Source organism: Anaerotruncus sp. G3(2012) (genome assembly GCF_000403395.2).
GTDB lineage: Bacteria > Bacillota > Clostridia > Oscillospirales > Ruminococcaceae > Anaerotruncus.
This window is the reverse complement of sequence record NZ_KE159678.1, coordinates 179,758-199,038: the sequence shown is the minus strand read 5'-3', so window position 1 is coordinate 199,038 and position 19,281 is coordinate 179,758. Positions and strand designations below refer to the sequence as shown.

The following is a 19,281-nucleotide window of genomic DNA, read 5'->3' as shown; positions in this document are numbered from 1 at the left end:
AACGTTCGAAATCTGTCAAGCATGTGGGACGAATTTCATGAAATATTCACAAAAAACGGATAGCGCTCTCTGTCGTCTTACCTGTCCAGTTTATGAAGGAAATCCCTCCGGTATGCCCAGAAAAAACAGGAATCCGCTAAAATCACTGACCATCCGAACTGGATTCCTCCTCGGAACCAGCATCCTCATCCTCCGAAGAACTGATCTCGTCTTCATCGTCCGAACTGCTTTCCGCATCCTCTGAGGAGCTGTCCTCCTCCGAGCTGGTTTCCTCCGAGCTGGTTTCCTCCTCTTCGGAGGAAGATTCTTCCTCGTCCTCCGAAGAACTATCCTCGCTGTCCTCGCTGTCCTCGTCTCCCTCCGCATCGTCCGGGCTGCTGTTCTCATCCTCCGAACTATTGTCCCCCGAGCTGGAAGACGAAGTCTGGTCTGATGGGGCCACAGGTTCCAGCGTCTCGAGGTTGCCGCCGCTCTTGATAACGACTGTAATCGCCTCTACCGCCTTTTTAAGCTGCGGGTCGTTGTCCACACCGCCAATTGCCGACGCGAGAGCTGCCTGTTCTTCGGTCATCTTTACCTCAAAATCAGGCTGCACGCCAACGCCGTCATAACTCGGGCTGACCGGCGGATTATACCTGGCAGTGGTTAAGCGGATCGCGCTGCCATCGGTGAGCGGGAAGGTGGTCTGCATGGTGCCTTTGCCCGCGGTGGTCGTCCCAACGATGCCGCCTTTGTTATAATCCCGGATCGCCTGCGCGAACAGCTCTGCTTCTCCCGAGGTTTTCTCGTTGACCAGCACCTGCATCGGAAGTGCGACCTCCCGCGCATCCGAGGTCTCGAGCACCGTCGTTTCACCGTTCTTGTTGGTCGAAGAGACGATCACCCCTTCGGGCAGCAGCTTGTCCAGAACCTGTGCGACCGAGCGCAAGGTCCCGGTATTCACCCCCCGCACATCAAAAATCAGCCCAGCCGCCCCCTGGTCGATCAGGCTATTGACCTGTTTGTTGAACTGGTCGGGGGTATTGTCGTTGAACTCTTTAAAAGTCACCAGGCCGATGTAGTTATCCAACAGCGAGGAGTTGACCGACGGTACCTCAACAAACCGGCGGGTTATCTCGAGTGTGGTATCCTCCACCCCCTTGCGGAGCACAATGGTCATCTTGGTACCCGGCTCACCGCGGAGCATCCCGACCGCTTCGGTATAGTTATCCTTGCTCACGTCGGTCTCATCAATGTTGACGATCAGGTCATCCACCTCCAGGCCCACCGCCTGTGCCGGCGAATCCGGATAGACCTCTAAAATCCGGATATAACCGCTCTCGTCCATGGTGGTCACAATGCCGATCTGTACCGATTTGTTTGAGTAGTCATCGAGCAGACGGGCATAGCTCGACGCATCATAATATTTTGCGTATGGGTCCCCGGTACCTGCGAGGAAGCCCTCCGCGGTTGCATCGGTGAGACGCGTTTCGGTGATTGAGCCGATATAGTTCTGCCGTACATAGCTGTCGATCTCGGCAATCTTGCTGTAGGTACTTTCGCGCTCTTTGACGCTGTAGACCTTCTCGTTGAAGGTACTCATTGCATAAAGCATGCTCATCGAAAAGGTTGCGGCCGCGACGATCAGCATGAAGGCGATCGCCGCACCGAGCGAAATCTTCTTGTTCATAAGTAAATCTCCTTCAGGATGGGGATAGGTCAGCCGCCCACATAGGAGAGCGGGTTGACCGACTGACCGTTTTTACGCACCTCGAAGTGGATATGCGGGCCGGTGGACCATCCGGTGGAGCCGACCTGCGCGATCTGCTGCCCGACCGCAACCGTCTGCCCCACGCTGACATTGAGCGCGCTGCAATGCGCATAGAGGGTCTGGATTCCGCCGCCGTGGTCAATGATGACATATTTACCGTAGCCATATCCGGGGGTAACTGCGGTGTTCGCCACCTTGACAGTGCCGGTTGCCGCGGCAAGAACCGGGGTGCCGTAAGCGCCGCTGCCCGCGATGTCGATACCGGTATGGAAGTCGCTTCCGCCGAACCGTGAGCCGTAACTCGAGGTAATCTGTGAAAGGGAGCGGGATGGCCACTGCATCACGCCGCCGGTGTACGGCACATTCATGGACTCCCGGTTGATCTCATCATAGATCGCCTGCATCTGTGCCTGCACCTGTTTCATCTGCTTTTGCAGCTCGGCCTTGTTGGCCATGAACGCCTTTTCCATCGCGTCGATGTCGTGGATCTTATCCTGTGCGAGCTTGAACTGGTCGTCCAGCTCCTCCTTTTTCTCCGCCATCTCCGCCTTGTCGCCTTCGACCGCGCTCTTATCCTCCTCAATCTCGCTTTTGATCTCGTTCAATTCCCTGAAATCCTGATCCAGCTTCGCGAGCAGCTCCCGGTCGTGCTCCGCAACCCGGCCCACCACCTCGGCGCGCATGAGCATCTGCGAATAGCTTTCCGCCCCAAGCACCAGGCCGATCGTGCTGGTGTTGTTCCCCGCAATGTACATCGCGCGCATCCGCTTTTTGAACAGCTCCATCGTGCCGTCGATTTGGGTCTGCTTCTGCTCCATCTCGACCTGTTTCTGCTCAATATTGCCGTTTAGCAGGTCGATCCGCTCGCTGAGCAGCTCGATCTGCTTGGTGGTCGTGTTGATCTGTCCGTCAATCTGCTCCTTGATCGCCTCCTGCTTCTGCTTCTCGCTTTTGGCATTGCTGATCTGCGAGTCGATCTTCTTCTGTTGGGCCTCGAGTTCCTTATAGCTGTCGTTCAGCTCGGCGATCTTATTCCGTTCGGCGGTGAAATCCCGCTGTTCCGTTGGCTCCTCACTGCCTGTATTTGTGGCATGCACCAGCATCGAGAGAGTTGGCAGAATGACCATAAGGGTCATCAGCGCCGCCAACGCCAGCGCAAAAATCCGTTTCCCCTTTGACATGGATACCCCTTTCCGCCCATCCAGGGCTTGTTTGAAAATAGAGAAATAGACGGATTTTTCGCAAAGAGGCGAGCATTTTTGACGCAGCTTCTTGCAGAAAAAACGGCCATTTCGATTTCTCAGACAGACCCCTCCAAGGCATATGCTCCATCTATCACAGCCTATGCGGTCAGCCGCCTACATAGGCAAGCGGGTTGACCGCCTGGCTGTTTTTGCGCACCTCGAAATGGATGTGCGGGCCGGTAGACCATCCTGTGGAGCCGACCTGCGCGATCTGCTGGCCTGCCGAAACCGTCTGCCCCACACTGACACTAAGCAGACTGCAATGTGCGTAAAGGGTCTGGATTCCGCCTCCGTGGTCGATGATGATATACTTGCCGTAGCCGCTGTCCGGGTTCTGAACACTCGCCACCTTGACAACCCCATCCCCCGAAGCGAGGACTGGGGTACCGTAGGCACCACCGCCGGTGATGTCGATACCGGTGTGTCCTCCTTCGCCAAAGTGGGTGGTAATCTGCGAAAGGCTGGGGGATGGCCAGCGCATGGTACCGCCGGTGTACGGCACATTGACCGACTCTTTGTTGATCTCGTCGTAGATCGCTTTCATCTCTGCCTCGAGCATGTTCAGCTTTTTCTGGATTTCGGCCTTATTCGCGAGATATTCCTGCTCCTGTGCGGCGATATCCTCCACCTTGTCCCGCGCCATCTGGTACTGGCTGTCCAGCTCCTCCTTTTTGACCGCCATCTCAGTCTTGTCGCCCTCGACCGCGCTCTTGTTCTGCTCGATCTCCTGCTTGTCCTGCTCGATCCCGTTTTTCAGCTCGTTCAGCTCCTTTAGATCCTGATCGAGCTTGGAGAGCAGCTCCCGGTCGTGCTTCGCGACCCGCCCGACCACCTCGGCGCGTATCACCATCTGCGAATAGCTCTCCGCCCCAAGCATCATGCCGATCGCGGTGTTGTTCCCACCTCCCGACATATAGATCGCCCGCATCCGCTTTTTGAACAGCTCCATTGCCTCCGAGATCTCTTCCTCTTTGGCTTCCATCTCGATCTGCTTCTGTGCGATGCTGCCGTTGAGCTGCCCGATCTGCTGGGTCAGCAGTCCGATCCTCTCGTTGAGCAGTTCGATCTGCTTAGTGGTCGTATTGATCTGCCCATCGATCTCGGCGCTGATGATCTCCTGCTTTTTACGTTCAGTCCGCGCGCTGTTAATCTGGGAATCCACCTTTTTTTTCTGGTCTTCCAGCTCTTTATAGCTGTCGTTCAGCTCAGCAAGCCGGTCCTGTGCAGCGCTGTTGTCCAGTTCCTCCCCCTCGTCCGCGTGTACAGACAGCGGCAGAACAAGCATCAAGGCAAGCAGGGCTGCGAGCAGACGCCTGCATTTTGACATGTGGAATCCCCCTTTCACGCCCCAGTGAGCGGCAGCATCCCGAAAGGAATCAGACCTTCAGGTATTTGTTGACAAAGAACATACTTCCAAAGACCCCGATCCCGATGCCGCCGCCGGCAAACCAACCGAGCATCCGGACCGAAATATCTTTAAACTGGATGACGTTGGCATACGCCTGCTCGATCCAGATGGACGGGTTTTCGGCGATAATCTCCATAATATAGTTATACCCGGCCCAGAGCAGGCCGAACGAAATCAACGCGGAAAGCAGGCCAAGCAGGAACCCTTCCACGAAAAACGGCAGACGGATAAACCCATCGGTCGCGCCGACGTACTTCATAATGTTGATCTCTTTGCGCCGGTTAAAGACGGTCACCTTGATCGTATTTCCAATAATGACCAGCGAAACGACGATCAGGATGGCGACGATGAACATCCCGCCGGTCGAAATCGCGTTTTTCAGGCTGACAAACACCTCTGCAACCTGATCGGGAGAATGCACCATCTCGACCCCGTCGATCGCTTCGACCCGCATCACCGTACTGGAAAGCTGCGCAAGGTCGGTCACCTTCATCCGGTAGGTCGCAGGGAGCGGGTTTTCGTCCCCTTCAAGCGAATCAAGCAACGGCCCCAGGTCACCCAGCATCGCCTGCTGCTCCTGAAGCACCGCGTCCTTGTCCAGATAAATAGTGTCGTAAATATTGTCGATCATTGCAATCTGCTGGTCGATTTGGAACACCTGCTCCTGGGTCACATCGTCATAGAGGTAGGCGACGATCTCGTTCTGGGTTTCAAAATGCCCGACCACCACATTGACATTCATCGAGAGCAGCAGAGAACTGCCGATCAGCAGCATACAGGCGACCAGCGTACCGATTGAAGCAAATGACATCAACCGGTTGGCATAGATATTCTTGACGCCCTCCTTGACGAGGTATCCAAAACTGCTTCCTCTCATTCGATGTAGTACCCCCCATCCAGCCGGTCGTCCGAAACCACCTGGCCTTCGTCGATCGTGACCACCCGGTGGTTGAACTCGTTGACCAGCGTATGCTCATGGGTGACCATCACGACAGTGGTACCGCACTTGTTGATCTCGGACAACAGGTCGACGATCTCAAAGCTGAGGTCGGGGTCGATGTTGCCGGTCGGCTCGTCCGCGATGATGAGCGACGGATTGGCCACCAGCGCCCGCGCCAACGCAACACGCTGCTGCTCACCGCCCGAGAGATGCTCCGGCATACTCTTGGATTTGTTGGCCAGGCCAACCAGACCGAGCACATACGGGACCCGGTTGCGGATTTCCCTGCCTGAGACATTGGTGACCCGCAGGGCAAACGCAACGTTATTGTAAACGTTCATATTGGGGATCAGCCGGAAATCCTGAAAGACCACCCCCAGCGTCCGCCGGAAATACGGGACCTTGCGCCGCTTGAGCTTGATAAGATCCTGTCCGTTGACATAGATCTCCCCAGAGGTGGGCTTTTCCTCCCGCATCAGCAGCTTGATAAAGGTGCTTTTGCCCGCACCCGATGGCCCGACGATGAATACAAATTCCCCTCGGTCGATACGGATGCTGAAATTGTTGAGCGCATGCGTCCCGGTCTTATAGACTTTGGAAACATTGATAAACTCGATCAATCGAATGGTACACCGCCTTTGAAAAAGCCTGTTGTTCGCAACAGGCTTTTCGTTTGTTTCGTTAATATTTCACGGGATTGGCCTGAAGGTAACGTTTGACCATCAGGGCAACCTTGAAGATGATTGCATGGTCGAACTCGCGCAGGTCCAGCCCGGTGAGTTTTTTGATCTTCTCAAGCCGGTAAACCAGCGTATTCCTGTGCACAAACAGCTTGCGCGAGGTTTCCGAAACGTTGAGATTGTTTTCAAAGAACTTCTGGATGGTGAAGAGGGTTTCATGGTCGAGCGACTCAATCGACCCTCTTTTAAAGACCTCCCGCAGGAACATGTCGCAGAGGGTGGTCGGGAGCTGATAGATCAAACGGGCAATCCCCAGGTTGTCATAGCTGACGATCGCTTTTTCGGTATCGAACACCTTGCCGACCTCCAGCGCGACCTGCGCCTCCTTGAAGCTGCGCGCAAGGTCCTTGACCCCGACGATCGAGGTCCCGATCCCAACCACCACCTTGGTGTAAAACTCGCTGCCCAGCGTATCTACAATCGAGCGGGCGAGCTTCTCGAGGTCTTTGCTCTCGATGCCCGGCTTGGTCTCCTTGACCAGCACGATGTCACTTTCCGAGATGTTGAAAACGAAATCCTTCTGCTTGTCCGGGAAGAGGTTCTGGATCACATCGAATGCGGAAATATCGTTGGAAGCAATGATCCGGATCAGCAGGACTACCCGGGTGGAATCGGTGTTGAAATGCAGCTCGCGGGCTTTGACATAAATATCACCCGGCAGGATATTATCAAGGATCACGTTTTTAATAAAGTTGCTGCGGTCATATTTTTCGTCGTAATACTGCTTGATCGATGAAAGTGAAATCGCAAGCAGGTTGCAGTATTTTGCGGCAAGGTCATCGACGCCTTCGACAAATACTGCAAATTCAGGCTTCATTTTACTGCCGAACGGTTTATAGGTATACCCATCCCGGACGAATACCTCGCTCACCTCACCGGGATCTATGGCAAAAAAATCGCTGGTCTCTCCGATTTTGGTCAGATCGCTGCAAGAGATAATTGCCGCACTGTCATCCACGACCCCGATCACCCGGTCAATACAGTCCCGCATCTGATGAACGATCCCCTGAAAAAGCCTGTTTGACATTTCAATCCCCTCTTCTATTCGTAATAGGTCCATGCGTCACCGGCCCACCTGCCCCGCGCCGGAACTCTTCCATCTACTCCGGCATTTCGGACACAGAAAATTTTGAGAACTTTATTCTGACAAGCCATCACGAATATTTTACAACAAATTTGTGTAATTTGCAACACACTTTCCTATTTTCCTCTGAAAAGAGCCATTATTTTCATCTTTTTTGAGGTTTTACGAGGGAATAATGCCTTTTGGGAACGTATTGACTCGATTGTGCCATATAGTTGATCATTTCGCAGACACATTATACAACAAATTTCCCCAAAAAATATGAAGAAAATTTAACGCAACTTTGAACGGTTGTTAGATAACCCGGTGTATTTTAAAAAATTTCCGCCTGGCACTCTGTCTCAATCTGCGCAATCTCCTCCACAGAAAGCGGCCGGCAGCCCCCTTCCGGCAAGGATGGGTCCAGCGAAAGCCCGCCAATCTTCTCCCGGTGCAAGCCGGTCACCATAATCCCGAAAGCCGCAAACATCCGTTTGACCTGGTGGTACATCCCCTGCCGGATCACCACTCTTGCAGCACAGGGGGCGCCTTCCACCAGCTCCAGCCTGGCCGGCAGACAGATGGTCCTTTCTTTTTCTTGGCGGGCAGCCCCGCCCCCAGGGCCAAGATTGTCATGCTTGTCCGGAGAGAGTGCAACTCCCGCAGCAAACGCTTCCACCACCAGATGGTCGGGTGGCCTGTCCAACAGAGCGAGATAAGTCTTGGGGACATGGCTGCGGGGGGAAAGGATGCGATGGGAAAAATCCCCATCATTGGTCAATAGCACAAAACCAGTGGTATCCTTGTCGAGTCTCCCGGCAGGGGCCAGCCCGGAACGCCGCAATTCCTCCGGCACGAGATCGAGGACGGTAGGCAGAGCGGCATCCGCAGTCGCACAGACCACCCCACGCGACTTGTGCAGCATCAGATAACTGTGACGTGTGAGTGCCAGCGGCTGGCCGTCGACCAGAACCTCGTCATGCTCCAGGTCAACCCTGCTGTCAAAATTGCGCACAGGCTGCCCATTTACCAGAATCTGCCCACGGCTGAGCATTTTATGCACATCCTTACGCGAAAATCGCGTTTGTGCAGCGATTGCCTTGTCCAGACGCATACTTCCTTTTTGATATGCCAATTTCATCCATCCCCGCTCACGCTGTCTTTCCTGTATACTGTAGCTTCCCTGAGATTTGACGCATCACCCCGGCGGGTGCAAAACAGCACACCCTGTTTTGCACCTGGGGATATTGTATCACATCCTGCATCCGGGTTCAATCTGTTTCCGCTGCAAAACCATGCATAAACCCATTCAGCTCGATGGAACAGACATCCCCGCCGATAATCTTGTTTTTATAGGTCACAATATTGGCGCGGATGTTTTCGGGCTGGTCCGGATAGTTGTTCACAATATAAGTGTACCGTTTGCAGCGTTTTCCTGCATACTTGGTAAGATCACAGCCCTGTGCTTTCTGAATCTCGTTGTAATTCGAGAAAACGTCGTCCATCTCCTTGGGGATCAGCACGTCGAGGATCTCCTCCGCCTCCGGCTCGACCTCCCAGCCGAACGACTCCAAAAACGAGACCCGCTGTTCGTTGGTCTTAGCGGCTGTCTTTTCGATCTTGACCTCGGCAGGAGCCTGCGCCACGTCCCCCGCAAGCTCAGACAGCGCAGACTTTGCCCATAGCCCCCCTGCAAATGCAAGCACCAGCGCTGCGGCAGCCGCCGCAAGCTGCTTTTTGGTTACCCGGAATGTGATTGTAAACATCAATGTTACCTCCCCAACAGCTCCATAATAAGAAATCTTATTTCCATATATATGTCCTTGGCGGGGAAATTATTTGAATTTTTACACAACGAAATGCAAAAAGGCCGGGGACTTTGCCCCGGCCTCCAATTCAGCCAGCCTTTACAGTTCTTTATTCTGCTTCGCTGCGCTTCTTTGCTTCCTCAATGACAGCTGCTTCGAGGTTTGCGGGCAGCAGCTCATACCGCTCGAACTTGAAGGTGAACCAGCCTCTGCCCTGGGTGGTGGAACGAAGCACCGTCGCGAAATCATCCATCTCGCTCATCGGAACCTCTCCTTCGACCATCTGCAAACCATCATCCGACGGGTTCATCCCCAGCACACGACCGCGGCGCTTGTTCAGCTCGCTGATCATATCGCCGGTATTGCTGTCCGGAACATAGACCTTGAGGTTGCCGATCGGCTCGAGCAGCGCGGGAGAAGCCTGCGGCATACCTGCCTTGTACGCAAGCGAAGCCGCCATCTTGAACGCCATTTCGGAGGAATCGACCGGATGGTAGGAACCGTCGAGCAGAACCGCCTTCAGGCCAACCATCGGATAGCCCGCCAGAACACCGTGTTTGACACAGTCCTGCAAGCCCTTTTCCACCGCCGGGAAGAAGTTCTTCGGCACCGATCCGCCGAACACGTTCTCTTCAAACACCAGCCCTTCATCATCACAGGGGGAGAACTCGATCCAGACATCTCCATACTGTCCATGGCCGCCCGACTGTTTCTTGTGTTTGCCCTGTACCTTGACCGTTTTGCGGATCGTCTCGCGATATGCAACACGAACTTTATCCAGGCCAATATCTACGCCAAACTTCGCTTTCAGTTTGGAAACAATCACATCAATATGCTGCTCTCCCAGACCGGAAATCAACTGCTGCTTGGTTTCGTTGTTCTGCTCGAATCCGATGGTTGGGTCCTCTTCGATCAGACGCGCCATCCCCTGTGCGACCTTGCCCTCGTCGCCCTTCTGCTTGATCTTGACCGCCATCGAAAGGCACGCCTCCGGGAACGCAACCCGCTCGAACGAAACCACCCGCTTGGGATCGCAAAGGGTGTCGCCGGTGACGGCGCCGCTCAGCTTGGTGACAGCGCCAATGTCGCCCGCAGTGATGAACGCGGTGTCCTCCTGCTTTTTACCGGTCATGTAGACCAGCTTGCCCATCCGTTCCTGCGCACCGGTGCGGGAGTTGACCGGGGTGAACTCCCCGGACAGTTTGCCCGAAACGACTTTGAAATAGGAGAGCTTGCCAACAAACGGGTCTGCGACCGTTTTAAAGATGTAGGCCGCAAGGGGAGCTTCGTCGGTGCAGTCGATCTCGACCGGCTCGCCGTTCGCGTCGGTCGCCATCTCGGAGCCCGCTTCCCATGCGGACGGCAGATGATCCACCAGCGAATCGAGCAGCATGTCAATCCCCTCCAGGGTGACTGCCGAACCGCAGAGCACCGGGGTGATCGCACCGCTATGCACACCATCATGGATGCCTTTGATGATCTCATCCCGGGTGAACGCTTCGCCCGAAAAATATTTTTCAAAGAGGGTTTCGTCGGTCTCGGCGACCGCCTCGCTGATCGCGGCAATCAGACCTTCCAGACGGTGCTCCAGATCCGGCATTGCAACTTCAGATGGCTCGCCTTTGGCATTGTACTGGTATGCCTTATTGTCAACCAGGTTGACATAACACTGGACCTTGTGGTCCTCGACGACCGGCACGACGATCGGGCAGACCGACGGACCGAAATCAGTTTTCAGCTCCTCGAGCACCTTGTAGAAATCCGCGTGGTCAGCGTCCATCTTGTTGACAAAAAACATCTTGGATTTGCCGAGTTTTTCCGCGAGCTTGTACGCCTTCTGGGTGCCCACCGACACGCCCGACCGCGCAGAAACGCAGATCAGGACGTTTTCCGCCGCGCGCACGCCCTCATAAAAGCCAGCGGCAAAATCAAAAAGTCCGGGGGTGTCGATCAGGTTGATCTTGACGCTTCCCCACGCGAACGGAGCGACCGCACTCGAGACCGATACCTTGCGTTTGATCTCCTCCGGGTCAAAATCACAGACCGTATTCCCGTCATTGGTTTTGCCCAGACGGTCGGTCGCACCGGCCTTGAACAGCAGAGCCTCTGCCAGAGAGGTCTTTCCGCACCCGCCGTGACCGGCAATCGCAACGTTCCTGATCTTACCCGCTAAGTATTGTCTCATAAAGTAATACACTCCTTTTTATCCGCCTCGGGGCGGTTGAAACTGGTAATTCTGGACAGAATCCCCTCGATGCCCCCGCGATATTTACGACATGATAACCATATTATACAGTTTACCGATGATTTAAGCAAGTAAAACCGAGCAGATTGCACGTATAAATAAAACCAAAATTCCTGTTAATTTTGCACAACATCAAGCATCCTGGACAACATCCGCTTGCGGTACTTGATCCGGGCCAACCGTCCGGTCCGCCCAAGCACCGCCCAATTGAATCCGCCGCCCACCACACCAACAAGCGGCAGGCCCTGCACCGCCTTCACCGCCAGCAGACGCAGACAAAGCTGCTGTGAAGCGGCTGCAATCCAGGTATCCAGATCCCCGTCCGGGGACTTCCCATTCCCGAGCCGGAAGGCAGTACGGTCGGCCTGTGCGCTGTACATCCGCCCGTCCCCAGCGAGTGCGGCACAAAGCAGCTGAAGGATGTATAGACGTTCCTCCTCCGGTTCATACGAAAATCCGTAGGCAACCGCCACTTCATAAACGGTCTTCAGGAGCATCCCGACAAAAATCGGGATATCCGGAAGCCCGATTCCAAGCAGGCCAAGTGCGGCACCCTCCGCCGCAGTCAGTGCCCGGTTCCCCCGGACACGCCGCCTCGCCTGCCGCTCGATTCCGCGCAGGCCGGATCTGACGCGCCCGGTCTTTAGGGGGGCGGCCGCATGCTGCGCCGCTTTCCGGCTTTTTTCGGGTTGGATCGTCCATTCAATCACCCCTGTCCCTGATGCAAACACCTTTTCGAACCCCAGCCCAAACGCCTTTTGCAGCGCTGAGACCGCACCCGGCGGGAATCTTTCTTCCGCCTTGCGGACCGTCTGTTCCAGACGTCCCGGAGCCTTGGGGGAAAGCAGCCGGGTTTCCTCCCGGACTGCTGCATCCAACTGCTTTTGGAGCAGCCTGCGCCGTCTGTCCATCCTTGTTCCTCCTTCCTTTAAAGTTTGTTTCTCATCGGACATTTTCTCATTTCTTACCGCCTCCTGCCGCGCACATTGTCCGATCAGCGCTTACGTCGGAATCACCAGCTACGGTTTCCACAACGGAACACAGCCGGATAAACTGCCGCAAGCCTGATGATAAAAGAACGCCTTTTACAAGGAAAGAACCCGTATTCACAACCGTTCGATGCCACCCGGACAGGTTGATAAACCACCTTGCCCATCTGGCATTCTCCGATTCTGAATACGGATTCCCAAAAATCCCCTTCGTCTTTCCGACAATTCTGAAACAGCCTCTCAGGATTTCTGGATCGACGCAGTGACCAGTGTCACCAGCATCCATGCGAGGTTAAAGAGCAGGATCACCCAGAACGAAGCCGACGCCAGCGAGCCGGTGAATGACATGAGCGTAACCAGCCCATAGCCGACAATGATCCCAACGACCTGCACGATCGTTGCAGTCATCACCGATTTTCTCACCGCATTGGACGCACGCATCAGCAGGCTGACCCCGCGCAGGCCGCCCGAATGCACGCCATTGGCCGCAATCCGCTCTTTCGGACGCACGAGAAACGCATATTCGCCATGCAGCTTTGCGGGCAGCACCCGGACGCGGGTCCGCTTGATCCCGAATTCCATCGCAACCAGATCGTTGGTGATATTGGGATCGGTGGTATAAACGATAATTGCGATCCCATTGCGCTCCATCTCCCGGATCGACTCGATTGCGGCAGGATCGGCGTTATAGCTGACTACAAACATCGCGGAAAGCTCCCCGGAGTTGGAGATATACAGGACCCGCCGCCCATCACGAGCATAACGGCTTTCAAAATCTTTGGAAGGGGCGGCAATGTCGTGGTTCTGCATCAGCTCACGGCTGCCGATCAGCACCCGTTTTCCGTCCACCCAGGCTGAAATCCCCATCCCATCCTCGTATACCACACTGTCAACCTTTTTGAGCATCGAGCGTTTGCCGCCGATCATGTTGATGAATGCCGCAGACATGATCCCGTCGCACGAAAGGATAACGCTCGCCGCGTCAAGGATCGCCTCGTCAATCCGCTTTTCGGCGAAAACCTTCATGCCGTGAAGCATAACGCTCTCGGACGAGAAAAGATCTTTATCACTGACCACCACTGCACTGGTGTCAGCAAAATCCTCCGCGGATTCATAGCCGGTCAGCATCGCACCGCGGCGGATCAGCTGTTTGGAAACCCTGCCGAGCATGAGATTGGGGAATATCGCGCCCGCGAACGGCGCCGTGATGCAGAGCACCGCCGCGAATGCCGAGACCGCAGTATTTGCGACATCGATATCCCCGCTTTTGGCGAAGAGCGCGGTGCCTACCCCGACCACGATGCTGAGGACAAATACGATCGGCACCGAGAGCCGGCTGAACGAGTCACTGTAATCGGGCGCGTAGCTTTTATCCAGGAAGCCGGAGAAGAAACCCGCGGGCGCGCTGTAGGCAACCTTATCGACATCCGGGCCAAGCCCGCGTGAAAACTCGCGGGCAAAATCGCGGCTTTGGATCTGCGCCAGCGCATACTTCTCCTTGTTGGAGGTGAGGAACCGGAAGTTCCGCTCGACCCGGCGCATCATCACCAGCCTGCCTGCCAGGTTACAGGCAAGGGCGAAGATCGCGACCGGAAAATAGAGGCTGATGTGCTCGCTCTCAAGCACCGTATCCGGGAAGATGGTCAGCACAATCCCCTGCACAAGCGCTCCCAGCGTTGCGAGGGCGGCAGGGGAATCCGAGTCGGCACGCAGACGGAAAAAGGCGGAAAAACCGCTGCCGACCACATTGCTGGCAACAATCGCCGCCAGCACCATCACCACGAGGTTGACAATCAGAAAGACTCGCATATCCTCTTCCGGCCACATGAACGGCGGAAGCGCCAGCCGATAGTCGTCCTTCAGCCCAAGCAGTTTCCCAAACGGCAGCATCCGCAGTGAAAAAGCCAGATAGGCTGAAACCGCCCCAAGAATCAGGGTGAGCAGGAATTTGACCATCAGGCCGATCCGGATCGACTTGAGGTCCTTTGCGACATAGGGGGCATCGGCAGGGGAAGCAAAATCATCGTCGGATGCCTCCTCCTGTTCATAGCGCTCCTGTTCGGCATAGCTGTCCTTCCATTGGGACTGGACGATGCTTTCGGGGCGCTCCCGGCGGGAGCGGCGGGAACGTTTGGATGGAACCGGCGGTTCCATCTCCTGTGTGGAATCAACCGCTTCCTTCCTGCGTTTGGAGATCGGGATATCCATGCGGGTTGCGTCAGCGGGGCGGGGTGCGCCGGCGGAAGGCCCATCGTCGAGCGAAAAATTGAGCTGAAACGGTTCTTCCTCACCGCCAAACTTCTGTCCGCCTGTTTTCGTCCGCTCCTGCTGCTGAGGTTCTGCCGCGGACGGCTCGGAAGCACGAAAACTGAACCCCTCGCCGTAAGTCTCCCCCTGCGCGGCGGTTGGGTCGGGCGTACGCCGGGATGCCGGAGCGCGCCGGCCGGCGGGAGGGTATCCACCATCCTCCGCGCGCTGCTGCGAGCGGCGCACCTGCCCTGCCGGATGGGACGGCGTCTGTCCCGGTTCCTGTGGGCGGCGCGGCCTTGCCGCAGAAGGTGGCGTCTGCGCCTTTCCTGCCCCGCTGCTGTGGGCGCGCGGCGCATAATAAGGGGCTCCCGCCTGCTGCCTCGTGGAGGAAGGGCGCGCCGGCTGGCGTCCGGAGGCAGCATCCGTCTGTGGCGGCTGCTGCGCGGGACGCGGACGGGGCGCCGCAGAGGGCTGGCGGGGCACAGAGGTCTGACGCGGCGCAGAGGGCGCGGAATATGTATCCCCGCCCGCCTGCTGCGCTTCCCGCTGTTTTTTTCTGCGGATTTCCTCCAAAATATCATCTACATTATAGTCTGGCGCCATATCAAACAGTTCCCTCCTTCTAACTGGAATCTGCCGGTCTGTGCCGGTGGTTGATCTCTTGAAACAGAGGGACTTTCACAATCCCCTTCCTGCCGCTCTCCGGGCGGCAGCTTACCATAAAAACTGCCGAACGGCGCACATAGGCCAACCGACGCGCAGCGATATCTCCTTGAACGGAGCAAAAACGGACAAAATCTCAAAACCTGTTCAACACCTAAAGTTTTACTCAATTTTTTTCAAAAAATTGCGGGGTCGAAGGGCAGTGAGGCAACGGAAGTTTGGGTTCCAGCCCAAACTTCCGGGGCGCAAGCGCCCTTCTTCGGGGGGCTTCTCGGGCTTTCAGCCCGAAGCGCGGCGGTATCCGCCGCGACGCCCCCTCAGTTTGCCTTACGGGCGAGGGGTCGGCGACCCCTCCCCGTAGGCCCCTCCCTTCCGGGCCGGGTACCGCTTTTTTCCTAAAACTAAAGTTTTACTCAATTTTTTTCAAAAAATTGCGGGGTCGAGGGGCGGAGCCCCCGCCGCCGCGCGCACGCGGCGGAACGCTTTATCCTGTGAAGCGCTTTTTTCGGGTGAATTGCCGCGAAGCGGCAAGAGGGGGCTTTGGCAAGAGAAAAAGCCCCCTTGCATAAATACTGAACAAATTCCTGCAACCTGGCAAAACATCCAGGCTGCAAAGCGGACGCTCATTTTGTACGCTGGCGAACCACCTCATAAAGCAGAATACCAGCCGCAACTGAGGCATTCAGCGAATTGATCTTCCCACACATTGGAAGAGAGAGGATTCCGTCGCAGTGTTCCCGCACCAATCGGGAGAGGCCGAACCCCTCCGAACCGATCACCAGCCCGATACTGCCGGTCAGATCGGTAGATTCCCACCGTCCTCCATTCATGTCTGCACCAAATATCCAGACGCCGCGTTCCTTGAGCTGCCGGATAGCTGCGACAAGGTTGGTCACCCGCGCAACCGGCAGATGCTCGACCGCACCTGCGCTTGTACGCCCGACAATCGGCGTCAGCCCGGCGCTGCCCCGCTTGGGAATGATAATCCCATGCGCACCCGCGGCTTCTGCGGTGCGGATAATCGCACCGAGGTTGTGCGGGTCCTCGATCGAATCTGCGATCAGAAGAAAAGGGGGCTCCTCTCCTGCACGTGCGAAGATCTCGTCGATCGTGCTGTATCGGAACGCTGCGGCTACCGCCACAGCCCCCTGATGGTTCAGCCCGCCGGCGAGCTGGTCCAGCTTGCGGGAATCCACCCGCTTGACCGGTACCCCCGCTTCCTTCGCCAGCCCGGCGATCCGTGAGAGCGGCTGCCCTCTGGCGGGTACATCGTCGCAGAGATAGACGCATTCGACCTCCCGTCCTCCGCGCAGCAGCTCAACCACCGCATTGCGCCCGAGAACCAGCGTATCGTCTTCCCGGTCGTGTTTGGGGTTGGAATTTCCCATAAAACAGTAACCTCCTGCAAATCGTGCCGGGGGTTCCGGCACGCAAATCCGTCCTATACAGAGCTGTCCGGCAACCGTCTATGCCGCGCCCTTAATCTTTCGAAAAAGTTTTCTTTTTTCGATACGTATATTAGCATAGCATATTTCGGACCGAATTCCAACCGGTGGGCGCAATATTTTTTTGTTCGGAACGCAAAAGGGCGCCCTGACCCAAGGGCGCACCCGGCGTTACAGCAGGAAAAACAGGCAGGCGACCGCCGCACCAGCCAGCGCGGCAACGGCTATACGTATCAGGTCGCCCGCAGACAGCTTCTTTTTGGCGTGATTCTGGGGAGCAAAGTCGATCTGCCCCAGATACTCCCCTGCATGCAGTTTCAGTTTTGCTTTATCCTCCCCCTGTGCGGCAGGCCGCAGGAACAGGATTGCCTTCTCAAAATAGCGGTTATCGGTGTGGACTACCTCGATTACCTTCTGACTGACCCCTTTCAACATAGGCTTCTCCCCTTTCCGGATTTGTCCAATCTATTTTTTACCGCCCTAATGGAATTATTCCCTTGTCAAGCGTCATTTTATACAAAAACAAAAACCGCCTGTATCAGGCTGAATACACCGAAAGTATTAACATACCGTTGAAAACGTAGTGGAAAACCTTCTGAATTTCCCCAAACCAGTGGAAAAGTCAGTGGAAACTGTAGAAAACCATTCGATTTCAAGCGGTTTTCCACCAGGAAAAGTTTTCACAGATTCCACAAAGTTTTGCACATCCCATTTTTCCCAGCATTCCAAAAAAGCCGGCGGCTGATTACCATCTGTAATCAACCAGCCGGATATGTCCGTATATTTTCGTAGAATTCCATAAAATTTTCTGAGAAATTTTTATTTTCTTTTGCGCTGCAATCTGGTATACTGATGGCATTCCACTTTTGCACAAGGAGGGAAAATCTTGCTGAAATCTGCGCTGCAAATCCCCGCGACTTTCGACGAATCGGGCGTTCTCCTGCCGGATATGCCTGATTTTGATCTTGCACAGACCCTCGACTGCGGACAGGCTTTTCGTTGGGAAGAACAAATGGACGGCAGTTTTATCGGCATTGCGCACAAAAAACGCTGCCGCATCTCCCGGGAAGGGGATGCGGTGCGGCTTTGGGGGATCAGCCGCGCCTCCTTCGAGCAGGTCTGGCACCCCTATTTCGATCTTGGACGGGATTACGCTGCTCTCAAACGCCGGTTTTCCTCCGATCCCGCTCTTGCCCGGGCTGTCGAGTATGCGCCTGGCATCCGGGTGCTGCGTCAGGAACCGTGGGAGGCGCTCTGCTCGTTCATCATCAGCCAGAACAACCATGTCAAACGAATTAAGGGGATTGTCTCCCGGTTCTGCGAACTATTGGGGGAGCCTGCCGAGGGCGGCGGGTTCGCGTTCCCCTCGCCTGAAGCGGTCGCCTCCTGTTCCCCTGCCGACCTCGCCCCGCTGCGTGCGGGATTTCGCGCCCGCTATCTGGTGGATGCGGCACAAAAGGTCGTTTCCGGGCAGGTAGATCTGGAAGCCTGCTGCTCCCTGCCGCTTCCCGAAGCCCGCGCGATGCTCACCCGGATCACTGGCGTGGGGGTCAAGGTCGCGGACTGCGCCTTGCTTTACGGGTGCGGCAGGGTGGAGTGTTTCCCAATCGACGTCTGGATGCGGCGGGTGATGGAGCTCCTCTATCCGGATGGCCTCCCTGACTGTGCCAGAGGATACGAGGGGATCGCCCAGCAATACCTCTTCCACTATGCGCGCACCACCGGCCTGGGGACTGTCTGAAAAATGGGATCACTGCATCTTTTCGACAGATTCCGGGCGGTTAAAATTCCCGTTCGACGGGATTTGACATTCTTTTCAGATGCATTATAATAGGGATAGACAGTTTTATCTTTCAATGCAGGCGGTGTATGGAAAAATGGGTCTGACTTACGCACAATTCAAACGGCTCAAGCCGGTCTATAAACGCAGAATCATCATGGTGGGGGTCATCGGGTTTGCACTCTTTGTGCTGCTCCTTCTCGGCATCTCCCGCCTGATCTCATTCGTCCAGCTTCAGATGAATACCACCAGGTTACAGGATACCACAGCCGCATCGGTCCTTCAGAAGGATACCATGCAGGAGATCATCCGGATTATCGGACAGGACAACGCCTCCAAACTGTTGACCCTCGACAGCACCATGACTGTGCAGGACAACGGCACCAGCAGCGGGATTGTAACCAATCTGACCATCCATATGGTCAATCTTGTCTCGAACAACCAGGCGGAGTACTGGACGGTCACCGCCAACGAAAAGCGGGCTACCCTGCAAAAGACCGAAACCCGCCGGGAAAATATGACCGCACTCAGTATGAGAAAGGTGCCGTTCAACAGTTATTTTCCCGCGCTCTCCCGTGTTACGAGCGCGATGCCCTTCCTGCTTGAAAATGCACCGGTCGGTGAAAACGGACTGTACCATTTTGTAGACGATTTTGACAACAATCAGGATCCCGCCTATGAGCGTTTTGTCACCGAGGATACCCCGCTTGTGCTCGTCTCGAGCCTCGGGGCGGTTTCGAAGATTGCGAATGAGTTTTCCCTCTATAACCGGTACGCGCCAACCAAGGTATCGGTGCAGGAGGTCAATGAAGACCGTTCCACCACGAAAAAAACCGTCCTTGAAGAGGAATCGTTCCGGTTCGTGATGATGTTTGAGGTCGGCAACTTCCTTTGATCTCCTCCCTGTGACTGAGAAAATGTTCCAGCGTTCCCGCCTCCGGGCCGGGGCGCTGGTT

15 protein-coding genes are annotated in these 19,281 nt (G+C 55.6%); 2 read left to right on the top strand and 13 right to left on the bottom strand.

The window, feature by feature from the left end:
• Positions 1–142 precede the first annotated feature (142 nt).
• The 13 genes from C814_RS0105730 to C814_RS19990 form a co-directional block, all read right to left on the bottom strand.
• Positions 143–1,669 carry a S41 family peptidase gene (locus C814_RS0105730; RefSeq protein WP_016317292.1) on the bottom strand — a complete coding sequence of 509 codons (1,527 nt, stop codon included), beginning with the start codon at positions 1,667–1,669 and terminating at the stop codon, positions 143–145.
• A 29-nt stretch (positions 1,670–1,698) separates the two neighbouring features.
• Complete coding sequence (locus tag C814_RS22655; protein WP_016317291.1) at positions 1,699–2,931, bottom strand: murein hydrolase activator EnvC family protein; 1,233 nt, start codon at positions 2,929–2,931, stop codon at positions 1,699–1,701.
• Between the two features lie 169 nt (positions 2,932–3,100).
• Entirely contained in the window at positions 3,101–4,321 is a 1,221-nt protein-coding gene (locus C814_RS22650; protein ID WP_016317290.1) for a murein hydrolase activator EnvC family protein, read from the bottom strand.
• Positions 4,322–4,370: 49 nt separating this feature from the next.
• The gene (gene ftsX / locus C814_RS20035) at positions 4,371–5,279 is read right to left on the bottom strand and encodes a permease-like cell division protein FtsX (RefSeq protein ID WP_016317289.1); all 909 of its coding nucleotides are present in this window, start codon (positions 5,277–5,279) and stop codon (positions 4,371–4,373) included.
• Positions 5,276–5,962, bottom strand: a complete 687-nt coding sequence (ftsE, locus tag C814_RS20030; RefSeq protein WP_016317288.1) for a cell division ATP-binding protein FtsE — start codon at positions 5,960–5,962, stop codon at positions 5,276–5,278. The genes ftsX and ftsE overlap by 4 nt, the downstream gene beginning before the upstream one ends.
• A 61-nt stretch (positions 5,963–6,023) precedes the next feature.
• A complete protein-coding gene (locus tag C814_RS20025; protein ID WP_016317287.1) occupies positions 6,024–7,109 on the bottom strand; it encodes a PucR family transcriptional regulator in 1,086 nt (361 codons plus the stop codon).
• Positions 7,110–7,479: 370 nt separating this feature from the next.
• Positions 7,480–8,280, bottom strand: a complete 801-nt coding sequence (locus C814_RS20020; protein WP_242829028.1) for a pseudouridine synthase — start codon at positions 8,278–8,280, stop codon at positions 7,480–7,482.
• Between the two features lie 136 nt (positions 8,281–8,416).
• On the bottom strand, positions 8,417–8,911 hold the full coding sequence (locus C814_RS20015) for a DUF4830 domain-containing protein (RefSeq protein WP_016317285.1): 495 nt from the start codon (positions 8,909–8,911) through the stop codon (positions 8,417–8,419).
• A gap of 151 nt (positions 8,912–9,062) precedes the next feature.
• Entirely contained in the window at positions 9,063–11,138 is a 2,076-nt protein-coding gene (locus C814_RS20010; RefSeq protein WP_016317284.1) for an elongation factor G, read from the bottom strand.
• A 176-nt stretch (positions 11,139–11,314) separates the two neighbouring features.
• Positions 11,315–12,109 (bottom strand): EcsC family protein, encoded by a 795-nt coding sequence (locus C814_RS20005; RefSeq protein ID WP_016317283.1) that lies wholly within the window; start codon positions 12,107–12,109, stop codon positions 11,315–11,317.
• A gap of 318 nt (positions 12,110–12,427) precedes the next feature.
• Positions 12,428–15,040, bottom strand: coding sequence for a hypothetical protein (locus C814_RS20000; protein ID WP_016317282.1), 2,613 nt, complete (start codon positions 15,038–15,040; stop codon positions 12,428–12,430).
• Positions 15,041–15,723: 683 nt separating this feature from the next.
• Positions 15,724–16,488 carry a 23S rRNA (guanosine(2251)-2'-O)-methyltransferase RlmB gene (gene rlmB / locus C814_RS19995; RefSeq protein WP_016317281.1) on the bottom strand — a complete coding sequence of 255 codons (765 nt, stop codon included), beginning with the start codon at positions 16,486–16,488 and terminating at the stop codon, positions 15,724–15,726.
• A 228-nt stretch (positions 16,489–16,716) separates the two neighbouring features.
• A complete protein-coding gene (locus C814_RS19990) occupies positions 16,717–16,980 on the bottom strand; it encodes a hypothetical protein (protein WP_016317280.1) in 264 nt (87 codons plus the stop codon).
• A gap of 451 nt (positions 16,981–17,431) precedes the next feature.
• Here C814_RS19990 and C814_RS19985 point away from each other — a divergent pair, with 451 nt between their 5' ends.
• A complete protein-coding gene (locus tag C814_RS19985; protein WP_016317279.1) occupies positions 17,432–18,286 on the top strand; it encodes a DNA-3-methyladenine glycosylase family protein in 855 nt (284 codons plus the stop codon).
• A gap of 136 nt (positions 18,287–18,422) precedes the next feature.
• Complete coding sequence (locus tag C814_RS19980; protein ID WP_016317278.1) at positions 18,423–19,220, top strand: hypothetical protein; 798 nt, start codon at positions 18,423–18,425, stop codon at positions 19,218–19,220.
• Positions 19,221–19,281: the final 61 nt, after the last annotated feature.